Genomic DNA, 17117 nt, shown 5'->3' with positions numbered 1-17117 from the left:
CCAGAGAGTCACAGGATCGTACAAAAATGGCCAATGATTACATTGTAAAAGACATCGCGCTGGCCGACTACGGGCGCAAGGAACTGAACATTGCCGAAACGGAAATGCCGGGCCTGATGGCGCTGCGCGAGGAATACGGCGAGAGCAAGCCGCTGACCGGTGCGCGCATCGTTGGCTCGCTGCACATGACGATCCAGACCGCTGTTCTGATCGAGACACTGGTGGCGCTGGGCGCGGATGTGCGCTGGGCCTCGTGCAACATCTTTTCCACGCAGGACCACGCCGCCGCTGCGATTGCCGCGGGCGGCACGCCGGTGTTCGCGATCAAAGGCCAGAGCCTGGAAGAGCACTGGGATTACCTGGACCGGTCCTTCCTGTTTGAGGAAGGCCCGAACCTGATCCTGGATGATGGTGGTGACGCCACGCTGTATATCCTGCTGGGCGCGCGCGCCGAAGCGGGCGAGGAAATCATCCCCGTTCCCGGATCCGAGGAAGAAGTTGCGATCAAGGCGCAGATCAAAAAGCGCATGGAAGCGAGCCCCGGCTGGTTCACGAAGATGCGCGACCAGATTGTTGGTGTCTCCGAAGAGACAACAACCGGCGTGCACCGTCTTTATGAACTGGTGCGTGAAGGTCAGCTGCCCTTCCCCGCGATCAACGTGAACGACTCTGTGACCAAGTCGAAGTTCGACAACAAATACGGCTGTAAGGAATCGCTGGTTGACGGCATCCGCCGCGCCACTGACACCATGATGGCCGGTAAAGTTGCGGTTGTGATGGGCTACGGCGACGTGGGCAAAGGGTCCGCGGCTTCTCTGCGCGGTGCCGGTGCCCGGGTGAAGGTCACTGAAGTTGACCCGATCTGTGCCCTGCAGGCGGCGATGGACGGCTTTGAGGTTGTACTGCTGGAAGACGTTGTCGGCGACGCGGATATCTTCATCACTACCACCGGCAACAAGGACGTCATCCGCATCGAGCACATGCGCGAGATGAAGGACATGGCGATTGTCGGCAACATCGGCCACTTCGACAATGAAATCCAGGTCGCTGCACTGAAGAACCACAAGTGGACCAGCATCAAAGAGCAGGTCGACATGATCGAAATGCCCAACGGCAACCGTCTGATCCTGCTGTCCGAGGGGCGCCTGCTGAACCTCGGTAACGCAACGGGCCACCCGTCCTTTGTGATGTCCGCGTCCTTCACCAACCAGGTGCTGGCGCAGATCGAGCTGTGGACCAAAGGCGACGAATACAAGAACGACGTTTACATCCTGCCCAAGCATCTGGATGAAAAGGTTGCCCGTCTGCACCTGGCGCGGATCGGTGTGAAACTGACTGAGCTCGACAAGGATCAGGCCGCTTACATCGGTGTGAAACCCGAGGGTCCGTTCAAGCCGGAACATTACCGGTACTGATATGCAGGGCGCGCGCGTGGAACGCTCGGCGGAAAACGATGCGGTCTACCGGTACATCCGCAGCGAGATTCAGTTTGAGCTGTCGCTGATCAACGCGCGCGTCAACTGGCTGGTCACCAGCCAGGCCTTTCTTTTTGTGCCGCTGACCCTTGGTGCCCGGCAGGGTGGCATCGGTGCTTCCGTTTATTACCCGGTTATTCCTGTGCTGGGCGTGATCATCTGCGCGCTGGTGCTGATTTCGGTGATCGCTGCGGTCTGGCGCAGCCACCAGTGGCGGGCCAAGGGGGAACAGGGCGCATATGCCGGGCGCGGCAATACCGGCGCGTTCGATATTGTGCTGCCGCACAGCCCCATGATCCCACGTATGGGCCTGATCGGGGGTGTCGGCGTGCCACTGGCCCTGGTAGGCGTCTGGGTCTGGCTGCTGATCGCGCCGCCCGGTGCGTAACACAGGCCGCGCACAGACGCCTGTTTTAAAGCGTTTTTCCCGGCGTTTCCGCAACCCTCCGGAATAATCTTGCCAGCGGTTACCCGCACAGGGGAATATCTGTCGCAAAAACCCCCTTTTTCGAAAGATGATATACCTCTAGTCTTCACCGGGATCGCGGGGAGCGGTCATCAATTTAAGGTGGGAGACCTATTATGGGTAAACGGGACGATCTTATCGCGCAGTATGCGGACGATCTGAAAAATAAATGTGGCATGGATGCGGACATGGATCTGCTGACCAAAGTGACAATCGGCTGCGGCCCGGCGATCTATGACGCTGACGCATCGACCGTTGCGGGCAGCCAGGCATCCGAGCTGGAAACCGTCAAAAACAATTTTCTGATCAAGAAACTCGGGCTCGCGGAAGGACCGGAGCTGATGGAAGCGATCAACAGCGTGATCGAAACCTACGGCAAATCCGAGCGCAACAAATACCGCGCCGTTGTCTACTACATGCTGACCAAGCACTTTGGCAAAGAAGCCGTTTACGGCTGATACCTGCGGAAATTCCGTTCGGAGCGCCCTGCAGTCTGCGGGGCGTTTCCTATTTGTATCGCATTTAATCTATTGATTGTTTGACGGTTTTTCCCTGTTTCGGTACACAGGGGTCATTCGGCCAGTACGGCCAGAACCAGTTTCAGATACACGCGTGGGATGGGAATCGCGTGGGGTGAAGGGGGTTCTGGCGATCTGCGTCAGAACCCCTTTCTTATTCAGAGCAGCGTCAGGACCAGCCCGATCACCGCGCATCCGAAGGTGGCGTAGCCGCCGTCAATCAGGATGAGCGATTTCGGACGCGCGCCAAAGCTGTAGAAGGTTGCGATCCAGGGGCTGACAAGAAACAGCCCGATGCCCAGCCCGGACACCAGACCCTTGGCCGCGGTATCAATCCCGCTGAGCTGGAAGGTATGCCGCATCATCCCGGCAACCAGAACAGCGCCCAGCAGGCTGGTGATGTAGGGAACCGGATCAGACCGGTTGGCCGGAACTCCGTTTTCATCCAGCGGCACACCCGATGCGGCCATCCATTTTTCGGCCAGCACGGTGTACCAGACAGCGCCAAAAGCAAAGCCGGCAACACCGGCAGCGAGAACACTCAGAAACCCCATGGGTCCACTCCCTGTTGTCTTCAGTGTCCGTATGGTGCCCGGAAAAGTGGTATCGGCCTAGTCTGAAATGCCCGCCAGCCGGCAGACCACGTCCCATTCCGCCTCTGTGACTGGCTGAACCGACAGACGTGAGTTCCTGACCAGCACCATGTCGGCCAGTTCGGGTTCCTGTTTGATACGCTCCAGCGTGACTGGCGTCTTCACCGGCGAAATGGCTTTGATATCAACGCATTCCCAGCGTTCATCGTCGGTGGTGCTGTCGGGATGTGCTTCTGCGATGACCTCGACAATGCCGACCACGGATTTTTCTTTTTGGGAATGGTAAAACAGGCCACGGTCGCCGATTTCCATTTCGCGCATAAAGTTGCGGGCCTGGTAGTTCCGGACGCCGTCCCATTCCTCGCCCACATCGCCTTTGGCAACCTGATCGTCCCAGCTCCAGGTTGAGGGTTCGGATTTGAAGAGCCAGTATGCCATCAGCCGATCACCCTGTTCCAGGGGATCAGCTCGACCTTTTCAAAGAGACCCGCCTGCGCATAGGGATCATTTGCGGCCCAGGCCTGCGCCTCGGCCATATCCGCCACATCCAGCACGATCAGCGAGCCGCACATCTGACCGCTGTCATCCAGCAATGGCCCCGCCTGCTGCACAGCCGGTCCGGATTTGAGGTATTCGACGTGGCGCGGCCGGTTTTCCTGGCGCACAGACAGGGCGCCGGGTTTATCGCGGGCAATAAGAGCAATCAGCATATTTCTTCCTTGAGGCTGCGGGACAGGAGGCCGGATATAGCTTGTGCCACATCAATCCGATTTTCCACAAGGCCCGCCACCGCAGATGTGATCGGCATATCAAGACCCTGTTCACGGGCCGTGGCATGCATGGCCAGCGCTGTTGCGGCCCCTTCGACCGTGGTTTCGGGATCAAAGCCGGTGCTTTCCCCAAGAGACACGCCAAAACGGTAATTCCGGGATTGCGCCGAGGTGCAGGTGAGCACCAGATCGCCAAAGCCGGACAGCCCGCTGAGGGTAGCAGGGTCTGCACCACGCAGGGCGGCCAGCCGGGCCATTTCCGCATTGCCGCGGGTCATCACAGCGGCTCTGGCGCTTTCGCCGAGGCCTGCGCCCATGGCCGCCCCGCAGGCAATCGCCACCACGTTTTTCAGCGCGCCGCCCAGGGCCGCGCCGGTCATATCCGTTGACCGGTAAAGCCGCAGGGTTGCCGTCGACAGGGCTGATTGCAGCGCGCTGGCGGTATCGTCGTCTCCGGCGGCAAGCGTCATCGCGGTGGGCAGACCCGCGGCGATGTCCCGCGCGAACCCGGGGCCGGTCAGAATGGCGGGCGTGGCGGTGGGGGCTGCGGCGCTGATGATGTCATGGGGGCACATGCCCGTGCCCCGTTCGATCCCCTTGCAGCAGGCGACCAGCGTTTTGCCACCCAGCGCGTCCCCGCAGCTGGCAAGAAAGCCGCGCAGCTGCTGGAGCGGCACAGCCAGCAGCAGAATATCGGCCTTCAGCGCGGTCTGCAGATCGTCGGTAACGGTCAGGGTTTCGGGGAACACGAAGTCGCCCAGCCTGCGCCTGTTGCAGCGCTGGTGCTGCATCTCGCGGCTGTGGTCGGCGTTACGGGCCCAGAGCGTGACGCTGGATTTTGTGGCCAGAGACAGCGCCAGTGGCCGTGCCGAAGGCACCAGATCCCAGGACCGCAATGCTCATGCCTTGGCGCCCTTCTTGCCGCTGCCCAGCATCGCGGGCCGGGTCTGGTCCAGCGGCCAGCGGGGCCGTGCCGCGAGGGTCATGCCAGCCGGTTCGGACAGCGCCATCTGTTCGAGCGCTGCATAGCCGATCATGGCCGCGTTATCCGTGCAGAGCGCAAGCGGCGGTGCAATGAATTCAGTCTCTAACTCAGATGAAACAGTCTCTAATCCGGCCCGTATCGCCTGATTGGCGGCAACGCCTCCTGCCACGCACAGCGCTGTTGGCCTGTCGCCCTGCGCTGCACAAAGACGCAGTGCCCGTCTGGTTTTTTCGGCCAGCACATCGGTGACGGCTGCCTGAAATCCGGCACACAGATCGGCCACATCCTGGCGCGTCAGACCACCCTTTTCAGCGACCACGCCATCGCGGGCCCGCAGAACGGCCGTTTTCAACCCGGAGAAGGACAGATCACAGCCGTCCCGGTCCAGCAGCGGCCGCGGCAGGCGGAACCTGTCAGCCACGCCCACGACTGCAGCCTGTTCCACCGCGGGACCGCCGGGCTGGCCCAGCCCGAGAAGTCGCGCGACCTTGTCGAACGCCTCGCCCGGAGCGTCATCAATGGTGCCGCCCAGCCGTTCGAAGGTGTCCGCGCCGCGCACCAGCAGGAACTGGCAATGACCGCCCGAGACAAGCAACATCAGGTAAGGGTACGCGACCCCATCCGTGAGCCGGGGGTCAGCGCGTGCCCCGCCAGATGATTGACGCCGTAGAGCGGTTTGCCGGTGGCCATGGCGAGGCCCTTGGCACACATGACGCCCGAGACCACGCCGCCGATCAGACCGGGGCCGGATGTGACGGCAAACGCATCAATGTCGCTGATTTTCAGCCCGGCTTCCTGCAGGGCCTCGTCAGCACAGAGATCGAGCGTTTCAGCATGGGCACGCGCCGCAATTTCCGGCACAACGCCCCCGTATGCTGCGTGCAGGCTGGCCTGGCCGCGCACCACAGAAGACAAGACGCGGGTTTTTCCACCGGCGTCACGGCGCAGGATCGCCGCCGCCGTGTCATCGCAGCTGCTTTCGATGGCAAGAACAGTGCAGGCCGTGGTCAAGGTGGGCGTCCCGTTGCAAGATCGGTGGGCTGCAGGTAACACCGGCAGCGGGGTTAAACAATGGCACGGGACATGCAGCAGGCGCCGATACCGATGATCATGACGCGGCCCGAAGCGGGCGGTCAGGCGTTCGTCCGGAACATGCCGGCGGACCTGCGGCAGCGTCTGAATATCATTGAAAGCCCTCTGCTTTCCATAGAGGCGGTGGCTCAGGACCCCGGATCTGGTGACGCCGGAGCGGCCATTTTCACATCTGCCAACGGTGTCCGTTTTGCGCCGGAGGCGCGGGGGCGGAAAGCCTGGTGTGTGGGCAGATCAACGACACAAGCCGCGCGGGACGCGGGTTGGGATGCTGTGACAGTCGGGCCTGATTCTGCCGGACTGATTGAGACACTGCGCAGGGAGCGCCCTGAGGTGTCGCTGGTACATTTCAGCGGTGTGCACACCCGCGGGAAAGTTGCGGAGAAGCTGGTACAGGATGGTTTGTCTGTGCGCCGGGTCACGGTTTATGACCAGCCGTTGCTGGCGCTGTCAGAGGCGGCCCGTGCGGTGCTTGCGGGTGATGATCCGGTGATTGTTCCGCTCTTTTCCCCCCGGACCGCAGCGTGGTTCGTTGAGCAATGCCCGGAGCCGGGAAATGTGATCGCCGTGTTTCTGAGTGCGGCGGTGGCGCGCGCCACTGGACAAGCGCGGTTTGCACAACAGGTTATATCGGCGTGGCCGGATGCCCGATCTGTCGTCAACTGTATAGAAAACCTGACAGTCAGCGCCCGTCCGGGTTGAGGGTGATCAGGCTGCGGAGTATGCTTTCAGGATACCGCCTGCCAGCGGAGAATCGAATTAGGGGTGGAGACTTTGGCAAAATCACGCAATTCGGACGCCGGACCCGAAGAGGACGCGGCAAAGACCGACGCAGTTTCTGAAGCGGTCACCGAACAGCAGACGGACGATACGGATACCCCCGTGCAGGACGGGAGTGAGCACGCCGATCCTGCCCCTGAAACCGTTGAGGATACCACCGGGCCCACGCCGGATACTGCCGATGAAACCTCGTCGGATGATGTGTCCGAAGAGGAGCCGGAGACCGGTGAAACGGTTGATGCCGACGAAGACGAGCCGGTCAGCGAAGCGGACGAAACAGAGACTGATACAGCAGAAACAGAGACTGAATCCGAGGTCGATCCGGAAGAAACGGACCTGATTGAGGAAGATCAGGAACCTGTTGAAGAGGAGCCGCAGGAACAGGCAGAGGAGCCTGCCGAAGAGCCCCGCCCCGCGCCCGAAGTGGTGGTGGAGCGCAGCAGCATGTGGCCGGCTGTTTTCGGCGGTGTGATCGCTGCGATGATCGGGTTTATCGCCGGACGGGGCGATACGCTGGATCAGTGGCTGCCCGCTTCGATGCAGCGCAGCGCGGTTGATCTGACGGCGATTGAAACGCAGACCGCGGAACTTGCGGCAGCAACTGAGGCACAGGCGGAGCGGCTTGCCGCGCTGGAATCGCAGCCCGCCCCGGAGCCTGCACCGGCGCCGGCCCCCGAGATTCCCCCGAACTGGCCGCGGCGACAGAAAGCCTGACGGAAAATGTAGCACTGGTCTCGGCTGAGCTTGAAGCCCTCGCCGGGCGTCTTGATGCGTTGGAGGCGCGGCCCGCCGAACCTGCACCGGACGGTGCGAGTGCCGCGGATGTTGCCGCCCTGCAATCCGCGCTGGAAGCGCAACGCGCCGAAATTCAGGCGCTGAATGCGATTGCAGAAGAGGCCGAAGCCGCTGCGCGAAGCGAGGCGGCGCGTATTCTGGCCCGTGCGGCGCTGACCCGTGTGGTCACCGCTGTGGACAGCGGAGAGACTTTCACGCCGGCCATTGAAGATCTGGAAGAGGTCACGCCTGTTGAGGTGCCCGCAGCGCTGAAATCAGCCGCCGCCGAGGGTGTGCCGACCATGGCCTCCCTGCGCGAAAGCTTCCCGGAAGCCGCGCGCAGCGGCCTTGCGGCAGCGCGTGCCGAAGTGCCCGAGAGCGATGTTCAGGGCATTGGTGGATTTCTGCGCCGTCAGCTGAGCGCGCGGTCCGTGACGCCACGCGAAGGAACGGACCCGGATGCGGTTTTGTCCCGCGCCGAGGCTGCCCTGGGGCAGGGCGATCTGGCGACAGCATTGTCAGAGATGGAAGGCCTGCCGGAACCTGCGCGGGCAGCCATGCAGGGCTGGCTGTCATCGGCCGAAGCCCGCCGGGCGGCACAGGACGCTGCGAACACGCTGTCTGACAGCCTGCAAAGTAACTGAGGAAGACGAATATGTTGTGGTCTCTGATTAAGATAATCCTGTTCGTCGCTGCAGTGGCTGCTCTGGCGCTGGGGGCGGGTTACCTGCTCGAAAGCGAGGGTGGCGTGCAGGTCACTGTGATGGGCAGCGAATACACCTTTGGCCCGCTGCAGTCCGTGATCGCGGTCGTTGGCTTTGTGGTTGCCGTGTGGATTTTGCTCAAGGTGCTGTCGCTGCTGGTGGCCACATGGCGGTTCCTGAACGGTGATGAAACCGCGCTGTCGCGGTATTTCGACCGTAACCGTGAGCGCAAAGGGTTTGATGCCCTGTCAGAGGGTCTGATGGCGCTGGCCAGCGGCGAGGGCCGTGTGGCGATGGCGAAGGCCGCGAAAGCCGACCGCTACCTGAACAAGCCGGAGCTGACCAACCTGCTGACCGCACAGGCGGCTGAGATGGCCGGGGACCGGCGCAAGGCCGAGGAAACCTACAAAAAGCTGGTGGCCAACAGTGCCACGCGGTTTGTGGGCGTGCGCGGGATCATGCGCCAAAAGCTGGAGGACGGTGATACAGACACCGCGCTGGCGCTGGCGGAAAAGGCTTTTGCGATCAAACCCAAGCATGAAGAGGTGCAGGACGTTCTGCTGAAACTGCAGGCCCAGAACGAAAACTGGTCCGGTGCGCGGGAAACGCTGAACGCCAAGCTCAAGCATGGCAGCCTGCCCCGTGACGTGCACCGCCGGCGTGATGCCGTTCTGGCGCTGTCACAGGCGAAGTCCATTCTGTCGGACGAAAGCTCGATTGAGGTGCGGGAAAAGGCGATTGAGGCCAACAAACTCTCGCCTGATCTGGTGCCCGCGGCGGTGATGGCCGCGCGCAGCTATATAGAAGCCAAAAAGCCCAAACTGGCCACGCGTCTGCTTAAGAAAGCCTGGGAAGCGCAGCCGCACCCCGATCTCGCGGCCGCTTATGCGGAGATCGAACCGGATGAAACGGCCTTGCAGCGCATCCGCAGGTTTACCGCACTGACGCGGTCCACGCTGGGGGATCCGGAAACCAAAATGCTCATGGCCGAGCTGCATATCGCAAATGAGGATTTCCCGGAGGCGCGCCGGTCGCTGGGCGATCTGGCCGAGAGCGATCCGACCGCGCGGTCTGTGACGCTGATGGCGGCTATTGAGCGGGGCGAGGGCGCGGATGATTCTATTGTGCGTGGCTGGCTGGCCCGCGCGGTGACTGTGTCGCGCGGCCCGCAGTGGATCTGTGACAACTGCCAGCATATCCATGCGGAATGGGCGCCGGTCTGTGAAAACTGCGAGAGCTTTGACACGCTGGAATGGAAGCGACCGCCGGAAGCTGAGATGGCGATGCCGGGTGGTGTGCAGATGCTGCCGCTGATTGTCGGGGCGCTTGAGGATAAGGCAGATGAGGCGGATGCAGAGATCGAAGACGCCGAGCTGCTGACCGATGCGACCGACGTGACAGAGGACACTGCCGCAAAGGTCTGATTTTCGGGCGTACGCTCTTGACCCTCCAGTAACTGGAACCCTTATGTAGGGAGCAAATCTCCCTGCTGAGGCCGCTGCTATGTCGCGCACCGTCACGCTGACCATTGAAAAAATGAACTGCGCCTCCTGTGTCGGGCGCGTCGACCGGGCGCTGTCCGCGGTGAATGGCGTGCGGGATGTGTCGGTGAACCTGGCGACGGATACCGCCACGGTCATCGGGGATATGACGGCTGCGGCGCTGATCCGCGCGTCGGGTGATGCGGGCTATCCGGCCGCGCAGTCAGGATCCGACACGACCGACCGCGATACGAGGCGAGACGAAGAAGCCAGTGCGGCTGCATCAGAAGATGCTGATTGCCGCTTTTCTGACCGCCCCGGTTTTCGTTCTGGCGATGGGCAGTCATGTGTTCCCGGGCCTCGTTCACATGATCGGGCATGATACAAATAACCTTATACAGGCTCTGTCGACGACACTGGTTCTGGCCGGGCCCGGGCGTCATTTCTACACTGATGGTCTGACAGCGCTGTTCAAAGGCGCGCCGGATATGAACACTCTGGTCGCCATCGGAACGGCTGCGGCGTGGGGGTATTCAGCGCTGCTGATGCTGGCCCCCGGTCTCTTTCCGCCCGGTGCGCATGGCGTGTATTTTGAGGCGGCAGCGGTGATCGTGACGCTGATCCTCACAGGGCGCTGGCTGGAGGCACGCGCTCGCGGCCGTACCGGCGCGGCTATCCGGGCGTTGATCGGGCTGCGCCCTGCATCGGCACGCGTCGAGCGCGATGGTGTGGCCCGCGATGTGGCGCTGGCAGAGATCGTGCAGGGCGACCGTGTTCTGCTGCGGCCCGGCGAAAAAGTCCCGGTGGATGGTGTGGTGCTCGAAGGATCAACCTTTGTGGACGAATCCATGATTACCGGCGAGCCGCTGCCGGTGGCCCGGCATGTGGGCGACCCGGTGACCGCCGGGACGGTCAACGGATCCGGCAGTATCGTTCTTGATACCCGGGGCGTGGGCGAAGACACGGTTCTGGCCGGAATCATCCGCATGGTACAGGCCGCACAGGGCGCGAAACTGCCCGTGCAGGCTCTGGTAGACCGCATCACCCTGTGGTTCGTGCCGGCGGTTCTGATGGTGGCGGCGGTGACCATTCTGGCTTGGCTGATCATGGGGCCGGCGCCTGTTGTGTCCTATGCGCTGGTTGCGGGTGTATCCGTTCTGATCATTGCCTGCCCCTGCGCGATGGGTCTGGCGACACCCACGTCGATCATGGTTGCGGTCGGGCGTGCGGCAGAGCTGGGTGTGCTCTTTCGCAAGGGGGACGCGCTGCAGCGGTTGTCAGCGGTGGACACGGTTGTATTCGACAAAACCGGCACTCTGACCGAAGGTCGCCCGACCTTGACGACTTTTGAAGCGGCCTCCGGATATACGCGGGCTCAGGCCTTGCCGCTTGTGGCCGCCCTGGAGGCGCGGTCCGAACATCCGCTGGCGCAGGCTGTGACCACGGCCGCACGTGAAGATGATCTGTCATGGTCTGACGCGCAGGATGTCCGCGCCGAGGACGGGATGGGGATCGCCGGCGTGGTGGATGGCGTCGCGGTGCGCATTGGCTCGGACCGTTTCATGGCCGCGACGGGCGTTGATATCAGTCCGTTTGACGAGGCACGCGCATCCGTTGAAGCGCAGGGGCAGTCGGTCTTTTTCGCGGCGGCAGATGATCAGCCGCTGGCCATGCTGGCCGTGGCGGACACGGTCCGGCCGGGGGCTGCCGCGCTGATCCGCGGGTTAACTGCGCGGGGGTCCGCGTGGCGATGATCACCGGCGATACCGAAGCGGCGGCCCGCGTCATTGCAGATGAGATCGGCATCAGCGAGGTCATTGCCCGCGTCCTGCCGGGCGAGAAATCGCAGGCGGTGGAACGCATGCGCGCAGAGGGCGGTACGCTCGCCTTTGTGGGCGACGGGATCAACGACGCACCGGCGCTGGCCGCCGCAGATGTGGGCATCGCTATCGGCACGGGCACTGACGTGGCGATCGAAGCGGCAGACGTGGTCCTGATGTCCGGGGACCCGGCCGGTGTGGCAAAGGCCATCGCGGTGTCAGGCCACGCGATGCGCAACATCCGGCAGAACCTGTTCTGGGCCTTCGGTTACAATGTTGCGCTGATCCCCGTTGCCGCGGGTGTGTTTTTCAGCCTGACAGGCTGGATGCTGTCGCCCATGCTGGCGGCCGGTGCCATGGCGCTGTCGAGCGTCTTTGTCCTGTCCAACGCGCTGCGGCTGCGTGGCATGACGGGAGCCTTGTGATGAACATCAGCGAGGTTTCAGAGGCCACAGGCCTGCCGGTGAAAACCATCCGGTACTACGAAGAGATCGGCCTGATCACGCCGGACCGTACAGCAAACGGCTATCGCTTTTTCAGTGATGCGGATCGTCACAAGCTGGCGTTTCTGGGCCGGGCGCGGTCCCTTGGGTTCTCTATCGACGCCTGCCGCAGTCTGCTGCACCTGTACAACGACCGGGACCGCGCGAGCGCCGACGTGAAACAGATCGCTCGCGCCCATCTGCAGGAGATCGAGCGCAAACGGGACGAGCTGACCCAGATGCGTGACACGCTGGCCCATCTGATTGACGCCTGTGCCGGCAATGAACGTCCCGATTGTCCCATTCTTGCTGATCTCGCCGCAGACGGGCAGTCTTGAAACGGGGCCGCCGGGCATCACATCACCACCATGAGCGAGATTTTTCAGCATAACATCAAAGTTCTGTTTCAGCACTGCGACCCGGCGGGGATCGTCTTTTACCCGCGGTACTTTGAAATGGTGAACCAGACGGTCGAGGAATGGCACGAGACGGGCCTGGGGCATTCTTTTTCGGACATGCATCTGGAGCGCGGTCACGGTGTGCCAACAGTCTCTATCGGGGCGGAATTCTCGGCACCCAGCCGCATGGGTGATATGCTGACCTGGCAGCTTTGGGTGACAAAACTGGGGCGCACCTCGGCGCATCTCTTTGTCCAGGCGCATTGTGCCGATCAGCTGCGGATGACTGCGACACCGGTGCTGGTTTCGGTCGATATGAGCACCGGCCGACCTGTACCCTGGCCTGAAGCGATGCGCGCAAAGATGCAGCAGTATCTGGTTGCTGAATAGCTTTACACCTAAAAATTTTATACTTGAAACATTCTGAGCCTGCAGTAGGCTTTGGGATGAATCAATCACGGGTGCCTCATGAGAATTGCCTGTCTGGGTGGCGGTCCTGCCGGTCTCTATTTTGCCATTTCGATGAAGCTGCGCGATCCGGGTCATGAGATCACGGTGTTTGAGCGGAACCGCCCGGATGATACCTTTGGCTGGGGGGTTGTGCTGTCTGATGAGACACTTGGCAACCTGTCGGCCAATGATCCTGAAAGTGCGGCGCTGATCCGGGACCATTTCGCCTGGTGGGATGACATTGCCGTGGTGCTGCGCGGGACCCGCACGGTGTCGTCGGGGCACGGGTTCTGCGGGATCGGGCGCAAAAAACTGCTGATCCTGTTGCAGGACCGGGCGCGGGCGCTGGGCGTTGACCTGCAGTTCGAAAGCGAGGTCGACAGTGCCGCAGCGCTGGCGCGTGACTATGATCTGGTGGTGGCCACAGACGGGCTGAACTCGCGCACCCGCACGGAATTCAGCGATGCCTTTGGCCCACAGACAGATGTCCGCAAATGTCAGTTCACCTGGCTGGGCACGCGTCAGAAATTCGACGATGCCTTTACGTTCATTTTCGAGGAGACGGAACACGGCTGGGTCTGGGCGCATGCCTATCAGTTCGACCCTGATACGGCGACTTTCATTGTGGAATGCAGTCAGGAGACCTGGGAGGCCTGGGGCATCGGCAGCATGTCCAAAGAGGAAAGCATCGCCACCTGCGAGCGGATTTTTGCAGGTCACCTCGGGGGTCAAGCCCTGATGTCGAATGCAAACCATGTGCGCGGATCGGCCTGGATCCGGTTTCCACGGGTGCTCTGCGACCGGTGGCACCACGAGAATATCGTCCTGATGGGCGATGCCGCAGCCACGGCGCATTTTTCCATCGGGTCGGGTACCAAACTGGCATTGGAATCGGCCATCGCGCTGGCGGACTACCTGACGGATGAGGACGACATGCAGGCCGCCTTTGCACGCTACGAGGAGGACCGCCGGGTCGAGGTGCTGAAACTTCAGTCGGCGGCGCGCAATTCGCTGGAGTGGTTCGAGGATGTGGAGCGCTATCTGGATCTGGACCCGGTGCAGTTCAGTTATTCTCTGCTGACCCGGTCCCAGCGGATCAGCCACGAGAACCTGCGGGAGCGTGATCCGGACTGGCTGGCCTCCGCCGAGAAGTGGTTTCAGACAACCGCTGGTGTCAGTGAAAACGCCCCGGTGCGGCACCCGATGTTCGCGCCGTTCCGGTTGCGGGACATGACGGTGAAAAACCGTGTCGTGGTGTCGCCGATGGCGCAGTACAAGGCAGTGAATGGCGTGCCGACGGACTGGCATCTGGTGCATTACGGCGAGCGTGCCAAAGGCGGCGCGGGTCTGATTTACACTGAAATGACCTGTATCAGTGACGATGCGCGTATCACGCCGGGCTGTCCCTGTATCAGCACGGACGACCAGGAAGCCGCCTGGAAACGCATCGTCGATTTCATCCACAATGAAAGCGAGGCAAAGGTTTGTCTGCAGATCGGCCATGCGGGGGCCAAAGGGTCTACGCAGGTTGGCTGGGAAAAGATGGATGCGCCGCTGGCCGAGGGAAACTGGCCGCTGATTGCGGCCTCTGACGTGCCCTGGTCCGACAGGAACGCCGCGCCGCGCGCCATGACCCGTGAGGATATGGACCGCGTGACAGTCCTGTTTGCCGATGCCGCACGCCGCGCCGCACGGGCCGGTTTTGACATGATCGAACTGCATGCGGCGCACGGGTATCTGCTGTCAAGTTTCATCACGCCGCTGCAGAACCGGCGCACGGATGAATACGGCGGGTCCCTGGAAAACCGCCTGCGCTATCCGCTGGAGGTATTCGACGCCATGCGCGCCGTCTGGCCGGAGGACCGGCCGATGTCGGTCCGGATTTCGGCGCATGACTGGGTCGGAGAGGGCGGTATCACACCCGATGATGCGGTGGCGGTGGCCCGCGCGTTCCAGGCGCATGGCGTGGATATCTGCGATGTGTCTGCGGGCCAGACCTCGGCGGAGGCAGCGCCCGTCTATGGCCGGATGTTCCAGACGCCATTCTCGGACCGTATCCGCAACGAGACAAACATGCCGACGATGGCGGTGGGCAATATTTTCGAACCCGATCACGTGAATTCGATCCTGATGGCAGGGCGCGCTGACCTGGTGTGCCTGGCGCGTCCGCATCTGGCCGATCCTTACTGGTTGCTGCATGCGGCGACAGCGCTGGGCGACCGCGCGGAGACCTGGCCCGCCCCCTATCTGGCCGGGCGCGATCAGGCCTGGCGGCTTGCGGACAAGGATGCCGCCATCGAGGGGGCGCGGGTATGAACGATTTGACCGGACAGCGGGCACTTGTCACCGGGGGTGGTACGGGCGTGGGGGCCGCCATTGCCCGGACCCTGGCGGAAGCCGGTGCCGATGTCTGGATCAGCGGCCGCCGCGCTGATGTCCTGCAGGACACAGCCGCCACGCATGAGCGCATCCACACGGTCTCCGGTGACGTCACCCGGCCCGATGACTGCGCGCGTATGATTGAAACCGCCGATGGCCCGGGCATTATCGTCGCCAATGCCGGGGCGGCCACGTCGAAACCTTTTCACCGCATGTCGGCGGAGGACCTGCATGCAATGATCGACGTGAACCTTTTTGGCGTCTTCAACATCTGGTCTGCAGCCCTGCCGGCCCTGCGCGAGGTGGGGCAGGGGCGGCTGATCGCGGTGGCCTCGACCGCCGGGCTGAAAGGATATGCCTATGTCAGTGCCTATGTGGCAGCAAAACACGCGGTGGTCGGGTTGACCCGGTCGCTGGCGCTGGAACTGGCGCGGACCGGGATCACGGTGAATGCGGTCTGCCCCGGGTTCACCGACACGCCGATGCTGCAGGAGAGCGTCAGCAATATCATGCGCCAGACCGGGCGCAGTGCGGACGAGGCGGAAGCGGCGCTGACAGCGACCAACCCGCAGGGGCGCCTCGTTCAGCCCGGCGAAGTGGCCGATACCGTGCAGTGGCTCTGCGGTCCGGGTGCCGGGGCGGTCACCGGCCAGGCCCTGTCAGTTTCAGGTGGAGAAGTCATGTGAACCAGCACCCGGACACCCCGAGCGATCTGAGTAAGGACCGGCTGCGCGTCTGGCTGCGGATGCTCAAGGTCACGCGGATGATTGAGGCCGAACTGCGCGAGCGTCTGCGCCAGGAGTGGGATACCACGCTGCCGCGCTTTGACGTGATGTCCGCACTGCACCGCAACGGCGAAGGCATGAAGATGAGCGATCTCAGCGGTGTGCTGCGGGTCTCGAATGGTAATGTCACCGGCATTGTGGACCGGCTGGTTGCGGACGGGCTGGTCGAGCGGCGCACGGTGGAAGGCGACAGACGTGCGATGCGCGTGGTGCTGACCCCGAAAGGGCGCACACTGTTTGATGAAATGGCCGCTGTGCACGAGGCCTGGGTGGACGAACTTCTGTTGCCCATCGGTGCTCAGGGTCTGGCCACGGTGTATTCGCGGCTGGGCCGCATCGCGGAGCAGACGGAGGAGGACAGCTGATGCCGGATCATTTCAGACTGGCCCGGGCGGGTGATGTGGCGGTCGTCACGCTGGACCGGCCGGAGCGGAAGAACCCGCTGACCTTTGAAAGCTATGCGGAGCTGCGCGACTGGTTCCGGGCCCTGCGTGATGACGATGAGATCAAAGCTGTGGTTTTCGGCTCTAACGGAGGAAATTTCAGCTCAGGCGGTGATGTGCATGACATCATCGGGCCGCTTGTTGGCATGGATATGAAAGACCTGCTTAAGTTTACGCGTATGACCGGTGATCTGGTCAAAGCGATGCTGGCATGCGGCAAACCCGTGATCGCTGCGGTGGACGGCATCTGCGTAGGGGCTGGTGCAATTATCGCGATGGCGTCCGATCTGCGACTTGCGACACCCGAGGCCCGTACCGCCTTTCTGTTCACCCGCGTCGGGCTGGCGGGCTGCGATATGGGGGCCTGTGCCATGCTGCCCCGGATCATCGGGCAGGGGCGCGCGGCGGAACTGCTGTACAGCGGACGCAGCATGTCTGCGGCAGAAGGTGAAGCCTGGGGCTTTTTCAACCGACTGGTTGCTGCCGATGACCTGCTGCCTGAGGCGACGGCTCTTGCGCAGAAGATCGCCGAAGGCCCGAATTTTGCGCATATGATGACCAAGACGATGCTGAACCAGGAATGGTCCATGACGCTGGATCAGGCGATTGAGGCGGAGGCGCAGGCACAGGCCATCTGTATGCAAACGGAGGATTTCCGCCGGGCTTATGAGGCCTTCGTCGCCAAAGAAAAACCGGTATTTCAGGGTGACTGAGCCCATAAA

General features: G+C 62.4%; 17 protein-coding genes and 3 pseudogenes. 15 read left to right on the top strand and 5 right to left on the bottom strand.

All coding sequences use genetic code 11. From position 1 onward, the window contains the following. The first annotated feature begins 26 nt into the window (after positions 1–26). The 3 genes from ahcY to ACZ1HA_RS17175 all read left to right on the top strand — a co-directional run bounded on the left by ahcY (position 27) and on the right by ACZ1HA_RS17175 (position 2399). Positions 27–1415 (top strand): adenosylhomocysteinase, encoded by a 1389-nt coding sequence (gene ahcY / locus ACZ1HA_RS17185; RefSeq protein WP_375229462.1) that lies wholly within the window; start codon positions 27–29, stop codon positions 1413–1415. Position 1416: 1 nt separating this feature from the next. After that, on the top strand, positions 1417–1863 hold the full coding sequence (locus ACZ1HA_RS17180; RefSeq protein ID WP_472714758.1) for a hypothetical protein: 447 nt from the start codon (positions 1417–1419) through the stop codon (positions 1861–1863). 194 nt (positions 1864–2057) lie between these two features. Beyond that, positions 2058–2399, top strand: coding sequence for a DUF2853 family protein (locus ACZ1HA_RS17175; RefSeq protein WP_472714757.1), 342 nt, complete (start codon positions 2058–2060; stop codon positions 2397–2399). Positions 2400–2617: 218 nt separating this feature from the next. Here ACZ1HA_RS17175 and ACZ1HA_RS17170 read toward each other — a convergent pair whose 3' ends face one another. From ACZ1HA_RS17170 to tsaD, 5 genes and pseudogenes are all read right to left on the bottom strand, one after another. Beyond that, entirely contained in the window at positions 2618–3013 is a 396-nt protein-coding gene (locus ACZ1HA_RS17170; RefSeq protein ID WP_375229465.1) for a DUF1761 domain-containing protein, read from the bottom strand. A gap of 57 nt (positions 3014–3070) precedes the next feature. Further along, a complete protein-coding gene (locus ACZ1HA_RS17165) occupies positions 3071–3490 on the bottom strand; it encodes an EVE domain-containing protein (protein ID WP_472714756.1) in 420 nt (139 codons plus the stop codon). Further along, positions 3490–3762: a YciI family protein gene (locus tag ACZ1HA_RS17160; protein WP_472714755.1), complete on the bottom strand. Its 273-nt coding sequence runs from the start codon at positions 3760–3762 to the stop codon at positions 3490–3492. The genes ACZ1HA_RS17165 and ACZ1HA_RS17160 overlap by 1 nt, the downstream gene beginning before the upstream one ends. Then, positions 3756–4725 (bottom strand): annotated as a pseudogene (locus ACZ1HA_RS17155) (NAD(P)H-dependent glycerol-3-phosphate dehydrogenase). The gene ACZ1HA_RS17160 and the pseudogene ACZ1HA_RS17155 overlap by 7 nt, the downstream one beginning before the upstream one ends. After that, positions 4722–5818: pseudogene (gene tsaD, locus ACZ1HA_RS17150) on the bottom strand (tRNA (adenosine(37)-N6)-threonylcarbamoyltransferase complex transferase subunit TsaD). Before tsaD ends, ACZ1HA_RS17155 begins: the two co-directional pseudogenes overlap by 4 nt. 60 nt (positions 5819–5878) lie before the next feature. Here tsaD and ACZ1HA_RS17145 point away from each other — a divergent pair. The 12 genes and pseudogenes from ACZ1HA_RS17145 to ACZ1HA_RS17090 all read left to right on the top strand — a co-directional run bounded on the left by ACZ1HA_RS17145 (position 5879) and on the right by ACZ1HA_RS17090 (position 17108). Further along, positions 5879–6601, top strand: coding sequence for a uroporphyrinogen-III synthase (locus tag ACZ1HA_RS17145; protein WP_472714754.1), 723 nt, complete (start codon positions 5879–5881; stop codon positions 6599–6601). Positions 6602–6673: 72 nt separating this feature from the next. Beyond that, on the top strand, positions 6674–7393 hold the full coding sequence (locus ACZ1HA_RS17140) for a hypothetical protein (RefSeq protein WP_472714753.1): 720 nt from the start codon (positions 6674–6676) through the stop codon (positions 7391–7393). Positions 7394–7452: 59 nt separating this feature from the next. After that, on the top strand, positions 7453–8097 hold the full coding sequence (locus tag ACZ1HA_RS17135) for a COG4223 family protein (protein ID WP_472714752.1): 645 nt from the start codon (positions 7453–7455) through the stop codon (positions 8095–8097). 11 nt (positions 8098–8108) lie between these two features. Then, positions 8109–9581: a heme biosynthesis HemY N-terminal domain-containing protein gene (locus tag ACZ1HA_RS17130; RefSeq protein ID WP_472714751.1), complete on the top strand. Its 1473-nt coding sequence runs from the start codon at positions 8109–8111 to the stop codon at positions 9579–9581. A 79-nt stretch (positions 9582–9660) separates the two neighbouring features. After that, positions 9661–10020, top strand: coding sequence for a heavy-metal-associated domain-containing protein (locus ACZ1HA_RS17125; RefSeq protein WP_472714750.1), 360 nt, complete (start codon positions 9661–9663; stop codon positions 10018–10020). Further along, positions 9929–11883 (top strand): annotated as a pseudogene (locus ACZ1HA_RS17120) (copper-translocating P-type ATPase). The gene ACZ1HA_RS17125 and the pseudogene ACZ1HA_RS17120 overlap by 92 nt, the downstream one beginning before the upstream one ends. Beyond that, positions 11883–12278, top strand: coding sequence for a Cu(I)-responsive transcriptional regulator (cueR, locus tag ACZ1HA_RS17115; protein ID WP_472714749.1), 396 nt, complete (start codon positions 11883–11885; stop codon positions 12276–12278). Before ACZ1HA_RS17120 ends, cueR begins: the two are co-directional and overlap by 1 nt. 30 nt (positions 12279–12308) lie before the next feature. Continuing rightward, positions 12309–12728: an acyl-CoA thioesterase gene (locus tag ACZ1HA_RS17110; RefSeq protein WP_472714748.1), complete on the top strand. Its 420-nt coding sequence runs from the start codon at positions 12309–12311 to the stop codon at positions 12726–12728. A 78-nt stretch (positions 12729–12806) separates the two neighbouring features. After that, positions 12807–15104, top strand: coding sequence for a bifunctional salicylyl-CoA 5-hydroxylase/oxidoreductase (locus ACZ1HA_RS17105; RefSeq protein ID WP_472714747.1), 2298 nt, complete (start codon positions 12807–12809; stop codon positions 15102–15104). Further along, positions 15101–15853, top strand: a complete 753-nt coding sequence (locus ACZ1HA_RS17100; protein WP_472714746.1) for an SDR family NAD(P)-dependent oxidoreductase — start codon at positions 15101–15103, stop codon at positions 15851–15853. Before ACZ1HA_RS17105 ends, ACZ1HA_RS17100 begins: the two co-directional genes overlap by 4 nt. Beyond that, positions 15850–16317 carry a MarR family winged helix-turn-helix transcriptional regulator gene (locus ACZ1HA_RS17095; protein ID WP_472714745.1) on the top strand — a complete coding sequence of 156 codons (468 nt, stop codon included), beginning with the start codon at positions 15850–15852 and terminating at the stop codon, positions 16315–16317. Before ACZ1HA_RS17100 ends, ACZ1HA_RS17095 begins: the two co-directional genes overlap by 4 nt. Continuing rightward, the gene (locus ACZ1HA_RS17090; RefSeq protein ID WP_472714744.1) at positions 16317–17108 is read left to right on the top strand and encodes an enoyl-CoA hydratase family protein; all 792 of its coding nucleotides are present in this window, start codon (positions 16317–16319) and stop codon (positions 17106–17108) included. Before ACZ1HA_RS17095 ends, ACZ1HA_RS17090 begins: the two co-directional genes overlap by 1 nt. Positions 17109–17117 lie beyond the last annotated feature (9 nt).

The sequence above is a fragment of the Roseobacter sp. S87 genome, assembly GCF_055693285.1.
The sequence above is the reverse complement of the archived record's forward strand: the minus strand, read 5'-3'. Positions and strand labels throughout refer to the sequence as shown.